This window comes from Pseudomonas schmalbachii, assembly GCF_017589465.1.
In the GTDB taxonomy this organism is placed as follows: Bacteria; Pseudomonadota; Gammaproteobacteria; order Pseudomonadales; family Pseudomonadaceae; genus Pseudomonas; species Pseudomonas schmalbachii.
Window position 1 is genome coordinate 203,443 of record NZ_JAELYA010000003.1, and the last position, 20,510, is coordinate 223,952.

Here is a 20,510-nt window from a genome sequence, read left to right on the forward strand (position 1 = left end):
AGGGCGGGTGAAACCCGCCACATACGCCTGAGCTGGCGGGTTTCACCCGCCCTACCGTTCAGTTCCAGTCTTTCAGGGCTTGAGTGGCGGCCTGGTTGAGCGGTTCGGCGGATAGTCCGGCAGGCCCGTAGCGCACGGCGAATACCGCGTCGTCGGCCATCGGCAGGAAGGTCACCCGTCCGGCCTTCGGTTCGAACAGCAGCAGGTCGTGGCGGCCGTCGCGCAGCCAGCGCCACAGGTCCACACGATACTTGCCGTCGGCCAGCGGCACCCGGCGTGCCCGGTACTGCTGCTCGATCGCCAGGAAGCGCCCACTCAGCGCCTGCAGGCGATAGCCCGGCGCCAGCCCGATCAGCGATCCCAGTCCCTTCCACTGCATGATCCGCGCATCCAGTTGCCAGAGATCGCCGGCCAGATCGACCGTTCGCTCGTCGTTGCCCTCCAGCAGCTTCACCTTGAACTGCTGCGGCCCTTCCCGGTGGAAACTCAGTGTCACTATGGGGCGCTCTTCCGACAGCGGCGAATAGCTGAGCAGGTCGCGGGCGACCAGCGCCAGCAGCACTGCCACGGCAATGAAGGCCAGCCCCGCACAACCGCGCAGCCAGCCGAGGAACCAGTGACGGTCGAACAGGATGCGCGCGGCGACCAGCACTGCCAGGACGGCAATCAGCACAAATGCCCAGGCGAGACCGTCGTACTGCATGGAGTCAGTTCCTTCCATCTAGAATTGTCGGCATTATGCGCACCCCGCTGAAGTACGGCCAGCCAGACCGTCGCAGCCCGGATGCAGGACCTGCCTTTCATGCCCTTCGAACTCGCCGTCGATCCCGTCACGCTCGCCATTCTCGCCGCCGTCGCCTTCCTCGCCGGTTTCATCGATGCCATCGCCGGTGGCGGCGGGCTGTTGACCATCCCTGCCCTGCTCACCGCCGGCGTGCCGCCGCACCTGGCGCTCGGCACCAACAAGCTGAGCGCTACCTTCGGTTCGGCGACCGCCAGCTTCACCTTCTACCGGCGCAAGCTGTTCGACCCGCAGAAGTGGCGCAATGCGCTGGTCGCCACCGCCATCGGCGCGGCGGTCGGTGCCTGGAGCGTGCACCTGATGCCGGCGGAATGGCTGAACAGGATGCTCCCGGTCGTGGTGTTCGCCTGTGGCGTCTACCTGCTGCTGGGCAAGACGCCGGAAGCGCCGCTGGACGCCAATCCCGACGTGGCGCAGCGCCGCCAGTGGCCGCAGGGGCTGTCGCTGGGCTTCTACGATGGCGTGGCCGGCCCGGGCACGGGCGCCTTCTGGACCGTCAGCACCCTGCTCATGTACCCGCTGGACCTGGTGCGCGCCAGCGGCGTGGCGCGCAGCATGAATTTCGTCAGCAACATCGTCTCGCTGGCGGTGTTCATCGCCTCGGGCAAGGTGATCTGGCTGATGGGCCTGTGCATGGGAGGCTCGCTGATGGTCGGCGCCTACCTTGGCGCGCGCACCGCCATCGGCGGCGGTGCGAAGTTCATCCGCCCGGTGTTCATCCTCGTGGTGCTGGCGCTGACTGCGCGCCTAGCCTGGCAGCACTGGTTCAGCGCGGCCTGAGCGGCGCGCCAGGAACAGATCGATCAGATAGCGGGCGATGGAACGCTCGGCCGGCAGGCGCGGCAACGCGTCCATGCTGAACCAGGCGGCATCCTCGATCTCGTCCGCCTGCGGCACGATCTCGCCGCTGACGTATTCGGCGTGGAAACCCAGCATCAGCGAATGCGGGAACGGCCAGGGCTGGCTGCCCATGTAGCGGATGTTGCCGATCTCCAGCCCGACTTCCTCGCGCACCTCGCGCGCCACGCAATGCTCCACCGACTCGCCCGGTTCGACGAAGCCGGCCAGGGTGCTGTACATGCCCGGCACGAAGCGTGGCGAGCGCGCCAGCAGCAGTTCGTCGCCGCGCGTCACCAGCACGATCATGCTCGGCGACAGCAGCGGATAGCGCTGGATGCCGCAGCTCTCGCAGAGCATCGCGCGGTCACGCGGCATGCGCTGCGTGGGCTGGCCGCAACCACCGCAGAAACGGTTTTCCCGCGCCCAGGTGCCGATCTGGGTGGCGAAGCCGAGCATGGCGAAGATGTCGCTTTCCGCCTCCATCAGGAACTGGCGCAGACTGATCCAGCTGCAGCCGTCCATGGGACAGGGCTGGTCGATCTCCAGCAGGAACACCGGATCGCCATCGAAATGGCCGATGCCGTGCTCGGACAGCAGCGGCAAGTCCTGGCGCTTCAGCCAGTCGCGGGGGAACAGCACGCCATTGCTGTCGCCGAGGAACTGCTGCCGGCAGTGGGCGACCGCCCAGCCTCCGGAAACGGCGGGGTCGATCAGTGCGGATTGCCAACGACCGGTACGCATCAGGCAGGCACCTCCATACCCAGCGCCTTGACGCTGTCACTGGCGACGTCGAGCACATCCGGCTGGCCTTCCATGCCGCGCACGGCGCCGCCTTCCAGGTAGTACTCCAGCCCGGTCAGCGCGTCGGCCAGGGTTTCCAGCATCTGCTCGGATGGCATCTGGGTCGTCTCGATCATGTGTCGTTGAATGTAGTCCGCGCAGGCGCCGAGCAGCAGGCCCGCGCGTTCCTGGCTGAGGAACCAAAGGCCGCCGCGCACCGCATGCAGGCTGCCGGGGATGTTGGCCAGATGGAGCTTGTCGCCATCGGATTCCAGGTAGGAGGAAATCGCCCGCTTGGCCAGCGCCAGTCCGGCTCGCGCTTCCTCGATCACCACGATGCGCGCCTCGGCGAGCTGGTGGCTGGCGAAGGAGTCGGCCTGCTGCAACGGCAGCGGTTCGTTGCGGGCGGACAGGCGTTCGCTGCCGCGTTCGAGGCCGCCGATCACGCTTTCCACGTAAAGCAGCGCCTCGGCCAGGGCGTTGAGCGCCGCCGGCGATTCCACCTCGCCCCTGGCGACCCACGAGGATACCGGCGCGAGCTGGGCCTGCAGGACCTGCTCCGGATTCTTCAGGCCGATCATGCCCAGGGTCTTGCCGAGCTTGCCAAGTTGCGCGTGCAGGGTCGCCAGGGCATCCGCCTGGTGCGCCCCGCGCTCCATCAGGTCGAGCTGATCCTTGACCGCGGTGAGCTCCTCGCGGATCGCCACCGACAACGAGCGGAACACCGCCCGCCCCGGGCCGGACAGGCGCTGCGATTCTTCCTCCAGCATCTGGTCGGTGAACGGCATCCGCTCCAGGTCGAAGATCTCGCGCAACTGGCTGGCGCGCGGCCCGTTGCTGCAGGCCAGCGCAGTCAGGTAGAGCAATTCCTTGAGCAATTGCCGCGGCGCCTCGTAGCGCTCGTTGGCCAGCAATTGCCGCAGTTCGCGGTCGATACGGGCGAACAGCTGCTTGCGCGTCTTGCGCGGCAGCATGCGGGCATCCACCAGCGCTTCCAGCGCACCGGCGCCGATCCAGCACAGGCGGGTCCGCGCAGTGCCGCCCAGCAGCGCATCAACACGCGCCAGGGCGCGGCCCATCAGCTTCATGCCGGGATAGAGATTCTGCTCGCGCACCAGCCCGAGCAGCCCCACCTGGTACATGTGGCGCAGGCGGCGGATTTCATGGTTGAGGTCGGACACCTGCACGGCGGGCGCCGAGGCTTCCGGCGGGCGCGGCTTGTCGAGCCGGGCGCTGAAGAAGAAGCTTTCCGGCAGCGGCGGATGCCCCGCCGCCTGGCGCACTTCGTTGATCGCCGGCAGCAGCAGCTCGGGAATTTCCTGCTGCTGAACCTCGAGATTTTCCAGGTAGCGACGCAGCACGAAGAGCGCATTGCTCAGCGCGGCGAGCTGGCCGTCACGATCCTCGCCGGCGTCGGCGGGAATGTCGGTGGCCAGGCGCAGGGCTTCCTGCGCCAGCAGCTCGGCGCCCATCAGTTCGATCAGATTGAGCGTGCCGCGGATCTGCGCCAGGCATTCCACTGCGTGCTGCAGCAGACTGCCGTTCTGCCGTTCGGCAATGAAGTGCTCGAGGTTCTGCTCGGCCTGCTCCATGGTGGCGAACAGCTCATCGCGTACCAGATTGAGGGAGGTTGCTCCTGTAACCATCGACCTAGTGCGCCTCCTGTGCGCATGACTGCAACTGCTTCAATCGGCGAACTCGGGCTGCGTCTTGCCCATGTGGGCAGCGATTGCCGCCTGCAGGTCGACCGACTGCAGCATGGCGGCATTCCAGGTCGCAATGTATTCGAGGCCGTCCTCGACGCGGTGGTCGCGTGCGTAGCGAATCATCTCCTTGCTGCCGCGCACGGCGATCGGCGACTTCGACGCGATCTGCCGCGCCAGCTCGAACACGCCATCCAGCAGCGCCGACTGGTCGGCATAGGTACGGTTGACCAGGCCGATCTGGCGCGCTTCCTCGCCATCGACCATGCGCCCGGTGTAGGCCAGCTCGCGCATCATGCCGTCGCCGATGATGCGCGGCAGGCGCTGCAGGGTGCCGACGTCGGCGGCCATGCCCATGTCGACTTCCTTGATGGAGAACTGTGCGTCCACCGTGGAATAGCGCATGTCGCAGGCGGCGATCAGGTCGATGCCGCCACCCAGGCAGTAGCCCTGGATCGCCGCGAGCACCGGCTTGCTGCAGCGGTCCACGGCATTGAAGGAAGCCTGCATGTCGAGAATGACCTTGCGCAGCGCGCGGGCGTTGCGGCCGACGTCCTTGCCGAGACGGCTGCCGGCCTGGGCCAGCAACATCAGGTCGATACCGGCGGAGAAATGCTTGCCGGCGCCGGAAAGAACCACCACGCGGACCTCGTCGGTTTCGTCGGCCCAGCGGAAGATGTCGATGATTTCCGTCCAGAAATCCGCGTTCATCGAATTGGCTTTATCGGGGCGGTTGATCGTCACATGGGCGATCTTGTCGGAAAGCTCGACACGAAAGGCTTTGTATTCGGACACGACAGCAATCCTCGGCACCGCGATTGGCGGCAGTTCTTATAGTGATGAAGGTCGCGCCACTATAACAAGGCAAGGACAAAAGTCGATGTCGGGCGGTGTGACACAACCCCGGGAGAATTGCGACGAGGGCAGCAAAACGGACACCAGCCAGCGAATCTGGCGTCCGGCTCTTGACATGCGGGCCACGGATCAGTCGTCGGAGATCACCGGCACGCCGTTCAGGCGATTGCGCCATTGCCGCCAGGTGTACATCGGAATCCCCGCCATCAGCACCAGGAAGCCCCAGAAGATCGCCTGCTGGCCGGTGCCGTAGAGCGCCCAGATGGAATAGAGGAAACCCAGCACGCCGATGGCCACCAGGCGCGAGCGCGAGCGCGGCGAAAAATCGTCCGGCTTGACCGCCAGTTGCTGCAGCAGCGCGGCGGTGCAGAAGGCATAGGGCACGACGCCGGTCATGGTGCCGAGCAGGATGATCACGTTGAACACGTCGACCAGGTCGCCATGGCCGTCGATCATCACCAGCGCGGTGACCAGCAGCCCGGAGGACCACAGGCCGTTGGCCGGGGCGCCGTTCTTGTTCAGCTTGCCGAGGGACTCGGGGAACAGCCCGTCGCGCGCCGGCGCCACCGGGATCTGGCCCTGCAGCAGCACCCAGCCGTTGAGCGCGCCGAGGCAGGCGATCACCGCGCCAGCGGCGACGAAGTAGTAGCCCCAGTCGCCGAGCAGGATGCGCGCCGCGTCGGCGAACGGCGAGGTGGAACGCGCCAGCACTTCCGGCGCCATCAGGCCCTGCACCGCGGTGATCGACAGGATGTACACCGCCGCCGCCGCCAGGGTGCCGAACAGCGTGGCGCGCGGAATGGTGCGTTTCGGGTCGCGCACGTCGTCGGCCGGCACGGTGGCCGACTCCAGGCCGATGAACGACCACAGGGTCAGCGCTGCCGTGGTGGCGATGGCCTGGGCGTAGCCCATGCCCGGCAGCTCCGCCGGAGCCGGAATACGCAGGTATTCGGGATTGAAATGGAACCAGCCGAGAATCCCCACCAGCAGCAGCGGCACCAGCTTGAGCACGGTGAGGAAGTTCTGCATCACGGCGAAGGCGGCGATGCCGCGCAGGTTGACGAAGGTACAGAACCAGATCGCGCCGATCGCCGTGGCGACCATCAGCATCGGATCGGCGAGCGCCGGGATGAACACCCGCAGATAGCCGACCAGGGTCACCGCGATGGCCGCGTTGCCGATCCACGCCGCTTTCCAGTAGGTCCAGGCGCACAGGTAGCCGGCGAAGGCGCCGAAGCCGTCGCGGGTATAGGCGTACGGCCCGCCCGCACCGGGATTCAGCCGCGCCAGGCGGGCGAAGGTGAAGGCCAGCAGCACTGCGCCGGTGGTGGAAACCAGCCAGCCGAGCAGGCTCAACCCGCCAAAGGCCGCCAGACTGGACGGCAGCAGGAACACGCCGGAACCGACCATGTTGCCGACCACCAAGGCCGTGCAGCTCCAGAACCCCATGCTGCCCTTCTTGGCTGCGCTCTCCCCCGTCATCTGTTCCCCTTAGCTGCTGGCTTGGCGTGATTATTCCCTAATGCACTCAACGGTATAGCAGGGCCCACCGTCGCCGTCCTGTGCCTGCAGGCCGTGAACGTCGGAATCGAAGCCGGGGAACATGCATTCGAAGCTCTGGGCGAAGGCCAGATAGTCGAGGATCGAGCGGGTCGCCTCGGTGAAGCGCTCGCCCGGCATGATCAGCGGGATGCCCGGCGGATAAGGCACCAGCATCACCGCGGCGACGCGGCCCATGAGCTGGCCGATGGGCACCGATTCCACCTCGCCGCGCACCAGTTGCGCGTAGGCATCGGCCGGGCGCATGGCGACTTCCGGCAGCGTGGTGAACATCTTTTTCATCGCCTTGGCGGTGCCATGCTGGCGATAGCAGGCGTGCAGTTCGTCGCACAGGTCGCGCAGGCCCATGCCGGCATAGCGCGCCGGACTGGCCTGGGCCACGCAGGCCAGCGCCTCGCCCAGCGGCGCATTGCGGTCGTAGAAGCGCTTGAATTCCAGCAGTTCGGTGACCAGCGTGCTCCACTTGCCCTTGGTCACGCCCATGGAGAACAGCACCAGGAAGGAGTACAGCCCGGTCTTCTCCACCACCAGCCCGCGTTCCCAGAGGAAGCGGCTGACCACCGCCGCCGGAATGCCCTTCTCGTCCAGCTTGCCGCCGGCGGTAAGGCCGGGAGTCGCCAGGGTGACCTTGATCGGGTCGAGCAGCACGTAGTCTTCCACCGCGTCGCCGAAACCGTGCCAGTCGGCGTTCGGCTCCAGTATCCAGTCGCGGGTGCGCACCTCGTCGGTGCCCTCCACGCCCGGCGGCTGCCAGACGCTGAACCACCAGTCGCCGGCGATCAGGTTGCGCTGCACATTGGCCAGGGCACGGCGGAAGCTCAGCGCCTCGTCGAAGGTTTCCTGGATCAGCGAACTGCCCGCCTGCCCTTCCATCATCGCCGAGGCCACGTCCAGCGAGGCGATGATGCCGTACTGCGGCGAGGTGGAGATGTGCATCATGAAGGCCTCGTTGAAGCGCGCGCGGTCGATGCGCCGGTCGCCGCTTTCCTGCACGTGGATCATCGACGCCTGGCTGAAGGCGGCGAGCATCTTGTGCGTCGAATGGGTGGCGAACACCAGCGGGCCGGACGCGCTGCGGCTGGTGCCCATGCCGTAGCGCCCGGAATAGAAGTCATGGAACGCCGCATAGGCGTACCAGGCTTCGTCGAAGTGCAGCACCTCGACGCTGTCGCCCAGCGCCTGCTTGATCATCTCGGCGTTGTAGCAGAGGCCGTCGTAGGTGGAGTTGGTCACCACCGCCAGCCTGACCCTCGGCTCGCGCCCCTGGGCCAGCGGGCTGGCGGCGATCTTCGCGGCAATCGACTCGCGGCTGAACTCGGACAGCGGAATCGGCCCGATGATGCCCAGCTCGTTGCGTTCCGGGCACAGGTAGAGCGGGATGGCGCCGGTCATGATAATCGCGTGGACCACCGACTTGTGGCAGTTGCGGTCGACCAGCACCAGGTCGTCGCGGCAGACCATCGAGTGCCAGACGATCTTGTTCGCCGTCGAGGTGCCGTTGATCACGAAGAAGGTATGGTCCGCGCCGAAGTTGCGCGCCGCGCGCGCCTCGGCCTCGGCCAGCGGACCGGTGTGGTCGAGCAGCGAGCCCAGTTCCGGCACCGAGACGGAGAGGTCCGAGCGCAGCGTGTTCTCCCCGAAGAACTGGTGGAACGCCTGCCCCACCGGGCTCTTGCGATAGGCGACGCCACCGCCGTGCCCCGGCGTGTGCCAGGAGTAGTTGGACTGCGCGGTGTGCTCGACCAGCGCGCGGAAGAACGGCGGCAGCAGGCCCTCCAGATAGGTGCGCGCGGCCCGCGAGACCTGGCGGGCGAGGAACGGCACGGTGTCCTCGAACAGGTAGAGGATGCCGCGCAACTGGTGCAGGTCCTCCACCGACTCGGCCGGCGCGTTCTCGATGGTCATCTGCTCGCCAAGCGCGAAGATCGGCATCTGCGGCGCCCGCACCCGTGCTACGCGGATCAGCTCGACCACGTCCTGCAACAGGCGCTGGTTCTCCCCCGCCCCTTCGGCCGCGACCAGGATGCAGGCCAGCCCGTGATGGGTGGAGGCGACGATGCGGCCTTCGGCGGAGCTGGCGGTGGAGAGGATGCTGAAGCCGTCCTGCTCCAGCTCGCGGGCGATGCCGCGGACCCGATCACCGGCGACCGTATCGGCCTTGATGTCGCGGTGAACGATGAGGATGGGGAACTTGAGGTCTTTGTACATTGCCGGTACCGCGCTTCCATCGTTCCTTTCAGGGTAGAAGCTCGGCGGGCAAGTGCGTGAATCAAGTCCGTAGGTTGGCGCTGAGCGCAGCGAAGCCCAACCTACGAACAGCGAAACCCAACGGGGTCAGCACACCGATTATTCCTTCGGTGCTTCCATCTGCGCCCACAGGGCCGGGGCGCCGGCGGATTTTTCGATCACGGCGAGACGCACGAGGTGGGCGGCCAGTTCTTCCTCGCTGGCACGGATCACCCGGGTCTGCGCGCGATCGGCGGACAGGCGGCGGATCGCGCTGGCCTGCGGGCGGCCGCTGCCGTCGGCGTCCGAACCATTGCCGGCCAGCGACAGGCTGGTCTGCCCGCCGGTCATCGCCAGGTAGACGTCGGCGAGGATCTCGGCGTCGAGCAGTGCGCCGTGCAGGTCGCGGCCGGAGTTGTCTACGCCGTAGCGCTTGCACAGCGCGTCGAGGTTGTTGCGCTGCCCCGGATGGCGCTCACGGGCCATCCGCAGGGTGTCGAGCACGCCGCAGTAGTCGTAAACCTCGGCGCGTTCCTGCTGGCCGAGCAGGGCGAATTCGTTGTTGATGAAGCCGACGTCGAACGCGGCGTTATGGATGATCAGCTGGGCGCCGTTGATGAACTCGAAGAATTCGTCGGCGACGTCACGGAAGCGCTGCTTGTCCTTGAGGAACTCGTTGGTGATGCCGTGCACCGCGATGGCGCCCTCGTCCACCTCGCGGTCCGGCTGCAGGTAGACGTGGAAATGCCGGCCGGTGAGGCGGCGCCCTTCCAGCTCGACGCAGCCGATCTCGATGATCCGGTGACCGTCGGTGACCGGCATGCCGGTGGTTTCGGTATCGAGTACTACCATCCGGTTAGTAGATGGCTTGTAAACCGTCATCGTTTTTCCCCCTGTAAACGCGCGCCGAATCTTAACATGCCGGGCGAAAACCCTCGCAACGACCGACGATCAGATGCAAATGCCATGTTCGGACGATCCGCCGGCAGGCTGTTCCAGCCCTTGGGCAGATCGTCCGGGGGACGAGGTAGAGATCGGGCTCAGCGGGAACTTCGAAGCAAGTGCTTTCGAGGGGCACGCTCGAGCGAGGGTGTACGAATTCTTGTGCAACCCGCCTGTGAGCCCGCTTTCTCACTCATGGATGTAGCTGCCTGGAGCGGGCTCCAGTTCACCATGGCGTTTGCGCCCAGCCATTTCCGGTGCCGGTCGTTCTGCTCCGGCGCGCTCGGTAACCCAGTCAGCCCAATGTTTCCACCAGGTGCCGGATTGCTCACTGGCCTGTGCCAGCCAGTCGTCTGCGTCCAGGGTCGGAGCCGGGCCGGTAAAGTGGCGTGCCTTGGGGTTGCTCGGCGGATTGACCAGGCTGGCAATATGCCCCGCGTTGCTGAGCACGAAACTACGTTCCCCACCAAATAGCTGGGCCGAGCGATAACAGCCTTGCCAGGGCGTCAAATGGTCTCCCTGTGCCGCCATGAAATAGCTGTCGCATTGGATAGCGCCTGCCTGGAAGGGTGAGCCGAGCACCGTCAATGGCCCGTCGACCAGGGAGTTATCGCTGAAGATATCGAGGAACTGACTGTGCAATGCCGCAGGCAGGCGAGTGCCATCGGCATTCCAGGCCATCACATCGATAGCGGGTGGCGATTCACCCATCAGGTAATTGTTGTGCCAGTAATTCCACACCAGGTCGTTGGGACGCAGCCAGGCAAAAGCCGCGGCCATATCGCTCGAACTCATCACGCCGGATTTGGCAGAGCGCCGACGAGCCAACTTCAGCAAGGATGGCGGCGAAAACGCGCCGAGAGACATTGGATGATCGAAGTCCAATAGCATCACACCAAAGGACACGGCATTCACCGGGCACTCACCCTGTGCCACACCGTGGTTCAATGCGGCGCTCAGAATGAGGCCACCGGCACAGAAACCATGGGCATTCACTTCGGCGCCATCGGCAATCTCCCGCACCACCTTCAGCGCTTCGAGCACGGCGGCGGCATAGGTGTCGAGATTCCATGCGGCCTGTTCGGGATTCGGGTTGCGCCAGCTGATAGTGAAGAAGTGCAAGCCGCGGCTGACCGCGTATTCGATAAAGCTACGTCCCGGCGCCATGTCGAGGAAGTAGTATTTGCCGATCATCGGCGGCACCAGCAGGACCGGACGCTCACGCACCGTCGGGGTGACCGGGCGATACTCGATCAGCTCGAACACCTCGCTGCGATACACCACCGAGCCGGGGGTGACCGCCAGATTCTCGCCGACTTTGAATTGGCTGGAGTCCACCTGAGTTGGCATGCCGCGATTGTGCAGCAGGTCGTTGAGCCAGTTCCTGGTCCCTCGCAGCAGGCTGGTTCCGCCCGACTCGAAGGCTTTCTGCAACGCCGCCGGATTACCCAGCAAGTTGTTGGTCGGTGCGGCGGCACTGGTCCATAGATCGAGGGCAAAGCGCAGTTGTTCCCTGGCACGCCAATCAGGTATTTCCAGTCGATCGGCCAGGCCATTGACGCTGCGTGACCAGGCCAGATAGCTCTGGCCCAGACGGCGGTAACCGGGATGCCCACGCCAGGCCGGGTGGTTGAAACGCCTATCGGATTTCTCGGGCTCAATCTGTGAAGTGCCAAGACCGATCGAAGCCAGTTGGGTCGTCAGTTCGGCACCGGCCGAGACGACCTCGGCGCTGTTTTTTGCCAGACGCGCCAGGCGTGCGAAAAGCGACTCCTTCCTGGTTGCCTTGGCCTGGGCTCTTTTACGCGGCGGGCCAAAAATGGCCGGATTGCACGTTCCTTTTTTGTTCATGACATGGGTTCCTGTTTGGGACGAGCTGGGCCTTGAAGACCGTAGAGCAGGCCTGTCGTTGGCACATGGTCCGCTTTGATGAGGGTTTGCTCTCGTTCCAGGGTCTCCGGGCGGGATCGTGCGAGCGAACGTGAGGGAGCCAACAAGTGGAAGTCGACAACATGACTCCCTCGGTCGCCTATCGACCAATCCGTGCGGTCACCATTCAAAGCTTAGCCAGCACGGCTTCACGGATCAGCTTCTTGTTGATCTTGCCAACGCTGGTCTTGGGAATTTCGGCGACGAACTGGATCTGTCGGGGGATTGCCCACTTGTTGATGCGCCCACACTCAACGAACTGCTGCAGGTGTGCCTCGATAGCCTCCTGGTCGAGGTTTTCGCCAGATGCACAGACCACAAGCGCCAGGGGCCGTTCCCCCCACTGATCGTCAGGAATGCCGATAACGGCGACAGAGGCAACTCCCGCGTGCTGGCTGATCAGGTTCTCCAGCTCCAGCGAACTGATCCACTCGCCGCCGGTCTTGATCACGTCCTTGATGCGGTCCTTGATTTCCACCACTCCACGCCTGTCGATGGAAGCCATGTCGCCGGTATGCAGCCAGCCTCCGTCCCAGAGCTCGGCGCCCTTCTCGGGTTCCTTCAGGTAACCCTGGGTCAGCCAGGGCGCACGGACGACGATCTCACCCACCGATTCGCCATCGTGTGGCACATCGGTGCCGTTACCATCGACGATGCGCAGATCGACCATGGGTACTGGCACACCGGTCTTGATCCGCAGGGGTAGCTGCTCTTCCATCGAAAGGGCGAGATCGTCCTCGCGCAGGTAGGTCAGGCACAGCAGCGGACAGGTCTCGGACATCCCATAGCCACAGTGCACACGCATGCCCTTCCTCGTCGCCTGGCTGGCCAGGCCGATGGTCAGCGCGCTGCCGCCCAGGAGCATCTTCCAGCCGGTGAAGTCGGTGCCCTTGCCTTCCTCGCAGTCCAGCACCATCTGCAGGATGGTCGGCACGCAGTGCGAGAAGGTCACCTGCTCCTCGCGATACAGGCGGACCAGCATGTTCGGCTCGTAGCGGCCGGGGTAGACCTGCTTGACGCCCATCGCCGTGGCCACGTACGGCACGCCCCAGGCATGCACATGGAACATTGGCGTAATAGGCATGTACACGTCATTGGAGCGCAGCAGCGCCTGGTCTTCATATGCCGCGAAGGTGCCCAGTTCATTCAGCGTGTGAAGCACCAGTTGGCGATGGGTGAAAAACACGCCCTTCGGATTGCCGGTCGTGCCGGTGGTGTAGAACATCGTCGCCACCGAATTCTCGTCGAAATCGGGGAATTCGAAGTGGTTTCCGGCCCCGGCCAGCAACGCCTCGTACTCGCCCAGCACAGGGAGTTGCGTCGGCCTGGCGCTGCCCTCGGTGAGCTGGACATAACCCTTTACGGAGGTCAGATCGCCGTGGATCTCCTCCATCAGCGGCACGAAGTCGTCGTGCACCAGGACGATGTCGTCCTCGGCATGGTTCATGGTGTAGGTGACCTGTTCCGGCGACAGGCGGATATTCACCGTATGCAGCACCGCGCCAAGCATCGGCACGGCGAAGAAGCACTCCAGGGAGCGGTGGCTGTCCCAGTCCAGCAGAGCGACGGTATCGCCAGCCTTGACGCCGGCTGCCGTCAGCACGTTGGCCAGGCGCTGGATGCGTTCGTTGAGAGTCCGGTAGCTGTAGCGCAGCTTGTCGGAGTAGACGATTTCCTGGTCGGGCTGGTAGCGCACACCTGACAGCAGCAAACGCTTGATCAGCAGCGGGTAGTCGTAGGCGCCTGGCGCCGGGGGAATTATTTTTGTCTTCGCCATGATCATTGCTCCTGGCTTCACTCTTCGATTCTTGTGTTCAACAAACGGGAGGCCGTTGCCGGCTTCCGGATCATCGGCCGGCAGCAGCCAGCCTTCGCCCGCCCCGGCATCCGGGGGGAATGCCGGGGTGGACGGGACTCGTCATGCAGAGGCGAGCGGATGCCAGCCCCTGCAGGGGAATCCGGCGACGTTGGGGGCGGGAACGATCGGGGTGGTAGCGGCGGTTTGCAGTTTTTCCACGTCGGCGCCCTTGCCGTCGGAATGCAGATCGGCCGCGCGGCCGACTGCTTCGACAGCAACGGTAAATGCCGCCCCCCGCCAGCGCTTCACATACGGCGTAACGCGCTTTTCATTTGATGACAGAGGCAATCGCTACTCATGCAGATGGTGCACAGTAGGCCCAGTGGGTGAGAAGTCCGACATCCACGATGCAGGCGGAAACGGCTTTCCGCTTCGAGACGCAGAAGCTATAAATTGCCGTCTACCAGTGCGGCATGTCGCCAATGGAGAACGCGTGGTAATCGATACGAAGGCCCCCCTCGCCCTCGCCCCCGCAGCCACTCTCAGCAACTACATGGAAGTCGCTCGCCACCTGGGTCTGGATGCCCCCGGCCTGTTGGCGCAGTTGGGGCTCAGCTCCACGATTTTCGACGCCCCCGGCCAGCGCATCCCGGTAACAGCCGCCGTCGCCCTGCTCAATGAATCCGCGCGAGTCAGCGGTTGCGAGACCCTCGGCTTGCGTATGGCCGAACTACGCCAACTGTCGGACTTCGGCGAAGTCAGCCTGTTGCTCAGGCATCAGCGCACCCTGCGTGACGCTCTGCAGGTGATCGTGCAGTACAGCCATCTGCTCAGCGACGCATTGGCAATCCACGTCGAGGAGACCGGCAATACGGTGGTCATCCGCGAGGAGGTTGTCACCGACACGCATGAGTACAGTCGCCAGGCTACCGAACTGGCGATCGGCATCATGCACCGCTTCTGCGCCGCCATGCTCGGCGCGCAGTGGCGCCCGATCAGCGCGAACTTCACCCACTCCGCCCCGGCAAGCCTGAACATCCACAGACGCATTTTTGGCTGCAGGCTGGAATTCGACGTCGAGTTCAACGGTATTGTCTGCCCTGCCGCCGATCTGGACGCAGTCAATCCGCAGGCGAACGAAGCCATGGCGCGCATCGTAAGGCACTATCTCGACTCGTTGCCCACGGAGGGGGAGCTCTCGCTGGTGTTCAAAGTGCGCAAGACGCTCTTTCTGCTGCTGCCGATGGGACGCGCCACCATCGAGCAGGTAGCCCAGACCCAGGGGATGAGTGTGCGCACCCTGCAAGGCCGCCTGGAGGAATGCGGCGCCACTTTCAGCGACCTGCTCAACAGCGTGCGCCGTGAAATGGTCTTCCGCTACCTGGAGAACCCCAGCTACGCGCTGGGGCGCGTCGCCGGCATGCTCGGTTACTCCATTCCCAGTTCCTTCACTCGCTGGTTCATCGCCCAGTTCGGCACGCCACCGGCGGCATGGCGTGCGCAGCACGGCATAGTGCTGCGCAAGGAAAGGTAAAGGCGATTGCTGTACCCGGAGCACGGACACTCGACGTTCCGCTCTGGGGTACTGGACTAGAACAGCGGCAGCAGCTGCGGGCGCTTGCCAGCCAGGTCAGCGCCCTGCCTGCTGGTGATCATGGCGGCACATGGAATCACCAGCAGCAAGGCCACGCTTAGCGGATTGACCACATTAGCGTTTGAATGCCAACGGCTGGAGGTTCACGCATGACTCTCCAATGCGGCATTACGCGGCGTCTCTCCGGCTTTCTCGTCCTTCAACCGGGCCATGTCGTTGTGATAGTGGCCCCTGGCATAGAAGAACACGGCCGCCGCCAGGATGCTGATCAGTGGCACCAGCTGGAACGCTTTGTCCAGGCCGATCAGGTCGGAAACCTTGCCGGTGATCAGCGGCCCGGTGGCCAGGCCGAGCAGATTGTTGGCCAGGGTCAGGGTAGCGAAGGCCGTGCCGTGCACCGAATAGTGGGTCAGGTTGGCGACCATGGCGCTGGAAGGGCCATTGGTGCCAGCCGCGACCATCATGCCCAGGCAGATCAGTACCAATTGGGCAGTTCCGGGCGGCAGGGAGAATGCCAGGGACAGCAACAGGCAACTGCCCAGGCAGTAGCCGATGGCAAGGCTGATCTTGCGGTCCGGGCGACTGCGTCCCAGGCGGTCGCAGAGCATGCCGCAGAGAATGATCCCTACGCCACTGCACAGCACGATGATGGAGGCTACGGCGCCAGCTTTGTCAGTACCCATGGCGTAGTAGCGATTCAGATAGCTCGGTATCCACACGATCACGGTACCGCCGACGAACAGTTGCAGGCCACTGCCGACGTAGGCGCCGATCACCGAGCGGCTGGAATACAGGGTACGCAGCGGGCGCCGGGACTTGAGTGCCGCCTTGCCGGCCTCATCGGCCTGGCGCCTGGGCGCGATGCGGGCCTCCTTGACGATGAGCGGGTAAAGGATGGCCAGCAGCAGCCCGAACAGTGCCATGCCGGCGAACGCCCAGCGCCAGCCGAGGTGCTGGGCCAGCACGCCACCCAGGGCGATGCCCAGCACAGACCCGAACATGCCGCCCGCCATGAAGGAGCCTGCCAGGGTGGCGCGCATTTCCCGCGGGAACACCGCGACCACCACGGCAATGCCGACACTGCCATAGGCGGCTTCGCCGACGCCGACGAGGAATCGGGCGAGGAACATCTGCTGGTAGTTTTCAGCCAGAGCGCAGCCGAGGGTCGCCAGGCTCCAGAGCCCGGCCATCAACGCCAGGCTCCTGACCCGGCCGAAGCGGTCGGCGACCAGCGAAAGCGGGAAGGTCAGGAGGCCGACCATTATCGCGACGATGCCGCTCAGCAGGCCGAGCTGGCTGTCCGAGAGGGTCCATTCGGCCTTGAGCAAGGGGAACACGGCATTGAGCACCTGCCGTGACATGTAATCGGAAATCAAGAGACCAAAGGTGAGCGCGAAGACGATCCAGGCATAGCGACGCGATATGCCGATTGAAGTGTCCTCGCCGTCGTCCGCGGCGGAGTGATGGTAGGCGGCCATGCTGCCTCCTTTTTGACTGGAGTATGTATTGTTGTTGTGGGTCAAGCCTGACCAGATAGCGCAGGAACCGGAGCTCCTGCCCACCTCGATCGCGGTGCCGGTTCTGCGCAGGGTTTCTTCGACATCCCTGTAGTGCACGCCGATCCGATAGATCTCACCTGCTTCCTTGCCGTTTGCCACCTTGCGGCCCGGTTCCTGGGCGACGCGTACGCACTGCCGGGTACATGGCCCTCAGCGCCAGGCGCTTGTCGGGCGAAGGCCACGTATCCGGCCGGCCCCTCAGATGACGAAGATCGAAGAACCGGTGGTCTTGCGCGACTCCAGGTCGCGGTGGGCCTGGACGGCATCCTCCAGTGCGTAGCGCTGGTTGATGTCGATGCGGATACGGCCACTGCCGACGTGGTCGAACAGCTCGCCGACCAGCGCAGCCTTTTCGGCCGGGTCGGCAATGTAGTCGGCCAGGGCCGGACGGGTGACGAACAGCGAACCCTTCATTGCCAGCAGCACCGGATCGAAGGCCGGGATCGGGCCGGAGGCAGTGCCGACGCAGACCAGCAGGCCACGACGCTTGAGCGAGTCCAGCGAAGCCATGAAGGTGCTCTTGCCGACGCTGTCGAAGACCACGTTGACGCCGACGCCATCGGTGATTTCACGCACGCGCTTGGCGATGTCTTCGTGGCTGTAGTTGATGATGTGGTCGCAGCCGTGGGCGCGCGCTATCTCCGCCTTTTCGTCCGTGGAAACGGTGCCGATCACGTTCAGGCCGAGCAGTTTTGCCCACTGCGAGACGATCAGGCCGACACCGCCGGCGGCCGCGTGCAGGAGGATGCTGTCGCCTTCCTTGAAGTCATGGATGCGACGCATCAGGTAGGCGGAGGTCAGCCCGCGCATGGTCATCGCCGCGGCGGTCTCGAAGGCGATGGTTTCCGGCAGCTTGATCAGCGGTGCAGCCGGCACCAGCCGCTCGGTGCTGTAGGCGCCGAGAGTGTTGATGAAGCCGGTGTAAGTCACGCGGTCGCCGACGGCGACGTTGTCCACGCCCTCGCCCAATGCCACCACCACGCCGGCTGCCTCGACGCCTATGCCATTGGGCAGGTCGACCGGATAGGTGCCGTTGCGGAAGTAGGTATCGGCGTAGTTGAGTCCGACCGCCACGTGGCGCATCCGGACCTGACCCGGACCGGGATCGCCGACCTCGGCATCCTCGTAGCGCAGGACTTCAGGCCCACCGGTTTCATGGAAGCGTACGACTTTGGCCATAGCAGATCTCCAGTACTTGTTCTTGTTGAATGTCCAATCACGGCGTAGGGGAAATTTAGGGCGTTGGACCGGCCTGCGCGTCTCATCGGGCGAAGGTTTCTTTCCATTTCATGACACCCACCGCCGATCTGACCGGCACGACGGGGTGACTCAAAAGGCCGATATCCCGCCGTCGACAGCAACGGCTTGCCCGGTCATGTAGCTATTCTCCCGGGCGCACAGCATCAGCATGACCGTGACGATCTCGTCGGGTGTGGCGAGACGCTTCATCGGCGAACCCTGGGCGAGGAAGTCACTCTTCTCGCCCACAGCACTTGCCGTGACCATCGGGGTCGCGGTGTAGAACGGACAGACCGCATTGATGCGGATCTGCTTGCGGGCGTACTCGATCGCCGCCGTTTTCGTCAGCCCCACCACCGCATGCTTGGCAGCGCCGTACGCCGCCAGCTTGGGCGCGCCCCCGAGACCTGCCATCGAGGCGACATTCAGGATGACCCCGCCGCCTTGCGCGAGCATCTGCCGAATCTGGTGCTTCATGCCGAAGAACACGCCCTTGGCGTTGACCGCGAAGCTGAGGTCCAACTCGTCTTCTTCGGTGTCGATGAAACTCTTCATCGGCGTGAGAATGCCGGCATTGTTGATGCCGACATCCAGTCGCGCGAAGGTACCGACCGCCGCTTCGACCAGCGCCTTTACCTCGGCTTCACGGGTCACGTCGCAAGCCTGGGCGACGACGCTGGCGCCGCCCTCGCGCAGCTCCCCGGCCAACTGCGCCAGGCCCGACGCATTGCGGTCGCCGAGCACGAGCCTGGCGCCCACCACGGCGAGGCGCCGTGCAAGCAATTCGCCAAAGCCACTGGCGGCACCGGTGATCATCACTACCTGGTCCTTGTAACTGTCGAAACTCATGCCGTTCTCTCTATCGCAGTACTGGGGCGCGGCCATGCAGGCCCGGCAGCGAATGCTCCGGGCCGTGGCCGCGGTGGGAAACGTCGAAAAGGCGTGGCTCAGGCGAGCGGTGCCGCCAGGCATCATCCGATGCGCTTCGTTATCGCAGTAGCTCACATGGCCGTGGCGGACGAGACAGCGACGACCTCGGCGCAGCGTCTGCCAACAGCACTCAGTCGTTGGCCACTACCTTGGGATTGCTGATCCGTAGCTGCCCGCGGGTGATCGCCCGCAAGGCATCGAGCAGCCGCTCCTGAGCCGGCCCGGGCTCGTCGTACAAGCCCTGGCGGATGTTGCGGGCGACCTGGGCGCGTATCTGCTCCAGGGTCAACCCGTCCGTGTCATGCAGGTGCGGCAGGCGGACGAGGGGCTCTTTCTCGGCCTCGGCGATGGCTGGCGCCAGCTCCATCTCGCGCAGCGCCATGGCCATCGCGCTGGCAATCATGCGCGTCTCGTAGTGCAGGCTCTCCGGCAGTGCGGGCAACAGCTGCTTGAGCAGCAGTTCCCGGGCGGTGGCGAGCAGATCGCGGGCATCGGACTGACTCATGCTTTATCTCCGGTGGTGAGGGCCAGGATCTCGATCTCCAGTTCAGGAACCAGGCGCCCGGTCAGGGCCAGTTCGAGGGAACGCTGCTGGCCGGACAGGTGGCGTTCGGCTTGCTGAAGCGCAATCACCGCCCAGCGCAGATGGGCCAGAACCTGCCAGAAGACCAGTTCATCGGCAGTCAGGGTCTGGCCGGAAACGCTGCAATAGCCCTCGAGGAAATCCTCCAGGCGACCGATGCCGCCGGCGTCGAGGTCGGGACGAGCGAAGCGCCAGCACCGTGCGGAGAACCAGCCAAGGTCTTCGCGCGGGTCCCCCCAACCGGCGAACTCCCAGTCCAGTACCCCGGTCAGCGTTCCGTCTTCGACGAGGTAGTTGCCGGTACGGTAGTCGCGGTGGACCAGGCAGGGACTCAATGCCTCGGGCTTGTTCACTTCGCACCAGCGCAGCCCCCACTCCAGCACCGGATAGCTGTCGGGCAGGGTGTCCAGGAAACGCCGGTATTGGTCGAGGCTGGCCTGCAGCGGGTCGCTTGCCGGTTCGGCAAGGAACTCCAGACCGGGCTGTGGCGGACTGACCCGATGCAGCCGTGCAAGGTTGGCGCCCAACTGGGCACAGAGCGCGCTGCGTCGATTCTCCAACGAGCGGTCGGTGGTCAGGCGATAGCCACTGGCGGTACCGGACAGCGCTTCCATCACGAAGAAGTCCCTGCCAATCACCTGCGGATCACAGCACAGCCACAACGGTTCGGGCACCTTCACGCCGGCCTTGTGGACAGCGCTGAGCACTGCGAACTCGTGCGCCCGGCTCATGCTCACCTCAACGGAGGACGCGGAGTCGGTGCGCAATACCCAGCGTCGGCGCGTCTGCGCGCGGCCGTCATCCACGCGGGCTTCCAGCAGCCAGTTCTCCTGGATCGCTCCGCCGGACAGGCGTTCGATCCGCTCGACGACGACGCGTTGGCCATCCAGCTGCTCGGTCAGGTAGGCGGACAGCGCGTCATTCGCATGTGCCATCTCGATTCGGGCGCTTTCACGCAGCGAATTGTTGTTGCTTGTTGTCATGGTCGACTCGGTCTCGCAGGCTCATTCCCACCAGCCTCTAGGCAAGAGTTGCGCCAGCCTCACTACGTCGTTTTATTAGTTATTTAAAATCAACAGGTTGAGCAACATGCAGGCTATTCGTGCAAGGCTTTGCGGCGGCTCTTCATTCACACTTGAAATTGCAGAAATGCAGAAGGGAAATTCGGTT

Annotated in this window: 17 protein-coding genes; 2 read left to right on the top strand and 15 right to left on the bottom strand. The window is 64.6% G+C overall.

What is annotated here, in order from left to right:
- Positions 1 to 58 precede the first annotated feature (58 nt).
- Complete coding sequence (locus JFY56_RS09815; RefSeq protein ID WP_208313472.1) at positions 59 to 703, bottom strand: hypothetical protein; 645 nt, start codon at positions 701 to 703, stop codon at positions 59 to 61.
- Positions 704 to 802: 99 nt separating this feature from the next.
- Between JFY56_RS09815 and JFY56_RS09820 the strand changes: the two genes are divergently transcribed.
- Positions 803 to 1,582 (top strand): TSUP family transporter, encoded by a 780-nt coding sequence (locus tag JFY56_RS09820; protein ID WP_208313473.1) that lies wholly within the window; start codon positions 803 to 805, stop codon positions 1,580 to 1,582.
- On the opposite strand, the gene nudC is transcribed toward JFY56_RS09820, so the two are convergent.
- The 9 genes from nudC to JFY56_RS09865 all read right to left on the bottom strand — a co-directional run bounded on the left by nudC (position 1,550) and on the right by JFY56_RS09865 (position 13,783).
- Positions 1,550 to 2,383 carry an NAD(+) diphosphatase gene (nudC, locus tag JFY56_RS09825; RefSeq protein WP_208313474.1) on the bottom strand — a complete coding sequence of 278 codons (834 nt, stop codon included), beginning with the start codon at positions 2,381 to 2,383 and terminating at the stop codon, positions 1,550 to 1,552. The genes JFY56_RS09820 and nudC overlap by 33 nt on opposite strands.
- Positions 2,383 to 4,068 carry a ferrous iron transporter B gene (locus JFY56_RS09830; protein ID WP_208313475.1) on the bottom strand — a complete coding sequence of 562 codons (1,686 nt, stop codon included), beginning with the start codon at positions 4,066 to 4,068 and terminating at the stop codon, positions 2,383 to 2,385. The genes nudC and JFY56_RS09830 overlap by 1 nt, the downstream gene beginning before the upstream one ends.
- 39 nt (positions 4,069 to 4,107) lie before the next feature.
- A complete protein-coding gene (locus tag JFY56_RS09835) occupies positions 4,108 to 4,920 on the bottom strand; it encodes a crotonase/enoyl-CoA hydratase family protein (protein WP_208313476.1) in 813 nt (270 codons plus the stop codon).
- Between the two features lie 189 nt (positions 4,921 to 5,109).
- The gene (locus JFY56_RS09840) at positions 5,110 to 6,462 is read right to left on the bottom strand and encodes an amino acid permease (RefSeq protein WP_208313477.1); all 1,353 of its coding nucleotides are present in this window, start codon (positions 6,460 to 6,462) and stop codon (positions 5,110 to 5,112) included.
- Between the two features lie 30 nt (positions 6,463 to 6,492).
- Complete coding sequence (locus tag JFY56_RS09845; RefSeq protein WP_208313478.1) at positions 6,493 to 8,748, bottom strand: Orn/Lys/Arg family decarboxylase; 2,256 nt, start codon at positions 8,746 to 8,748, stop codon at positions 6,493 to 6,495.
- A 138-nt stretch (positions 8,749 to 8,886) separates the two neighbouring features.
- A complete protein-coding gene (dnaQ, locus tag JFY56_RS09850; protein WP_408004394.1) occupies positions 8,887 to 9,648 on the bottom strand; it encodes a DNA polymerase III subunit epsilon in 762 nt (253 codons plus the stop codon).
- Positions 9,649 to 9,897: 249 nt separating this feature from the next.
- Positions 9,898 to 11,559 carry a PHA/PHB synthase family protein gene (locus tag JFY56_RS09855; protein ID WP_208313479.1) on the bottom strand — a complete coding sequence of 554 codons (1,662 nt, stop codon included), beginning with the start codon at positions 11,557 to 11,559 and terminating at the stop codon, positions 9,898 to 9,900.
- A 205-nt stretch (positions 11,560 to 11,764) separates the two neighbouring features.
- Positions 11,765 to 13,414, bottom strand: a complete 1,650-nt coding sequence (locus JFY56_RS09860) for a fatty acid--CoA ligase (protein WP_208313480.1) — start codon at positions 13,412 to 13,414, stop codon at positions 11,765 to 11,767.
- Positions 13,415 to 13,555: 141 nt separating this feature from the next.
- Positions 13,556 to 13,783, bottom strand: coding sequence for a hypothetical protein (locus JFY56_RS09865; protein WP_208313481.1), 228 nt, complete (start codon positions 13,781 to 13,783; stop codon positions 13,556 to 13,558).
- 205 nt (positions 13,784 to 13,988) lie between these two features.
- Between JFY56_RS09865 and JFY56_RS09870 the strand changes: the two genes are divergently transcribed.
- Positions 13,989 to 14,969, top strand: a complete 981-nt coding sequence (locus JFY56_RS09870; protein WP_208313748.1) for an AraC family transcriptional regulator — start codon at positions 13,989 to 13,991, stop codon at positions 14,967 to 14,969.
- A 203-nt stretch (positions 14,970 to 15,172) separates the two neighbouring features.
- On the opposite strand, the gene JFY56_RS09875 is transcribed toward JFY56_RS09870, so the two are convergent.
- The 5 genes from JFY56_RS09875 to JFY56_RS09895 all read right to left on the bottom strand — a co-directional run bounded on the left by JFY56_RS09875 (position 15,173) and on the right by JFY56_RS09895 (position 20,275).
- Complete coding sequence (locus JFY56_RS09875) at positions 15,173 to 16,507, bottom strand: MFS transporter (RefSeq protein ID WP_208313482.1); 1,335 nt, start codon at positions 16,505 to 16,507, stop codon at positions 15,173 to 15,175.
- A gap of 279 nt (positions 16,508 to 16,786) precedes the next feature.
- Positions 16,787 to 17,767 carry a quinone oxidoreductase family protein gene (locus JFY56_RS09880; RefSeq protein ID WP_208313483.1) on the bottom strand — a complete coding sequence of 327 codons (981 nt, stop codon included), beginning with the start codon at positions 17,765 to 17,767 and terminating at the stop codon, positions 16,787 to 16,789.
- 150 nt (positions 17,768 to 17,917) lie between these two features.
- Positions 17,918 to 18,676, bottom strand: a complete 759-nt coding sequence (locus JFY56_RS09885) for an SDR family NAD(P)-dependent oxidoreductase (RefSeq protein WP_208313484.1) — start codon at positions 18,674 to 18,676, stop codon at positions 17,918 to 17,920.
- Positions 18,677 to 18,887: 211 nt separating this feature from the next.
- The gene (locus JFY56_RS09890; protein ID WP_208313485.1) at positions 18,888 to 19,262 is read right to left on the bottom strand and encodes a DUF6285 domain-containing protein; all 375 of its coding nucleotides are present in this window, start codon (positions 19,260 to 19,262) and stop codon (positions 18,888 to 18,890) included.
- Complete coding sequence (locus JFY56_RS09895; RefSeq protein ID WP_236032538.1) at positions 19,259 to 20,275, bottom strand: phosphotransferase family protein; 1,017 nt, start codon at positions 20,273 to 20,275, stop codon at positions 19,259 to 19,261. The genes JFY56_RS09890 and JFY56_RS09895 overlap by 4 nt, the downstream gene beginning before the upstream one ends.
- Positions 20,276 to 20,510: the final 235 nt, after the last annotated feature.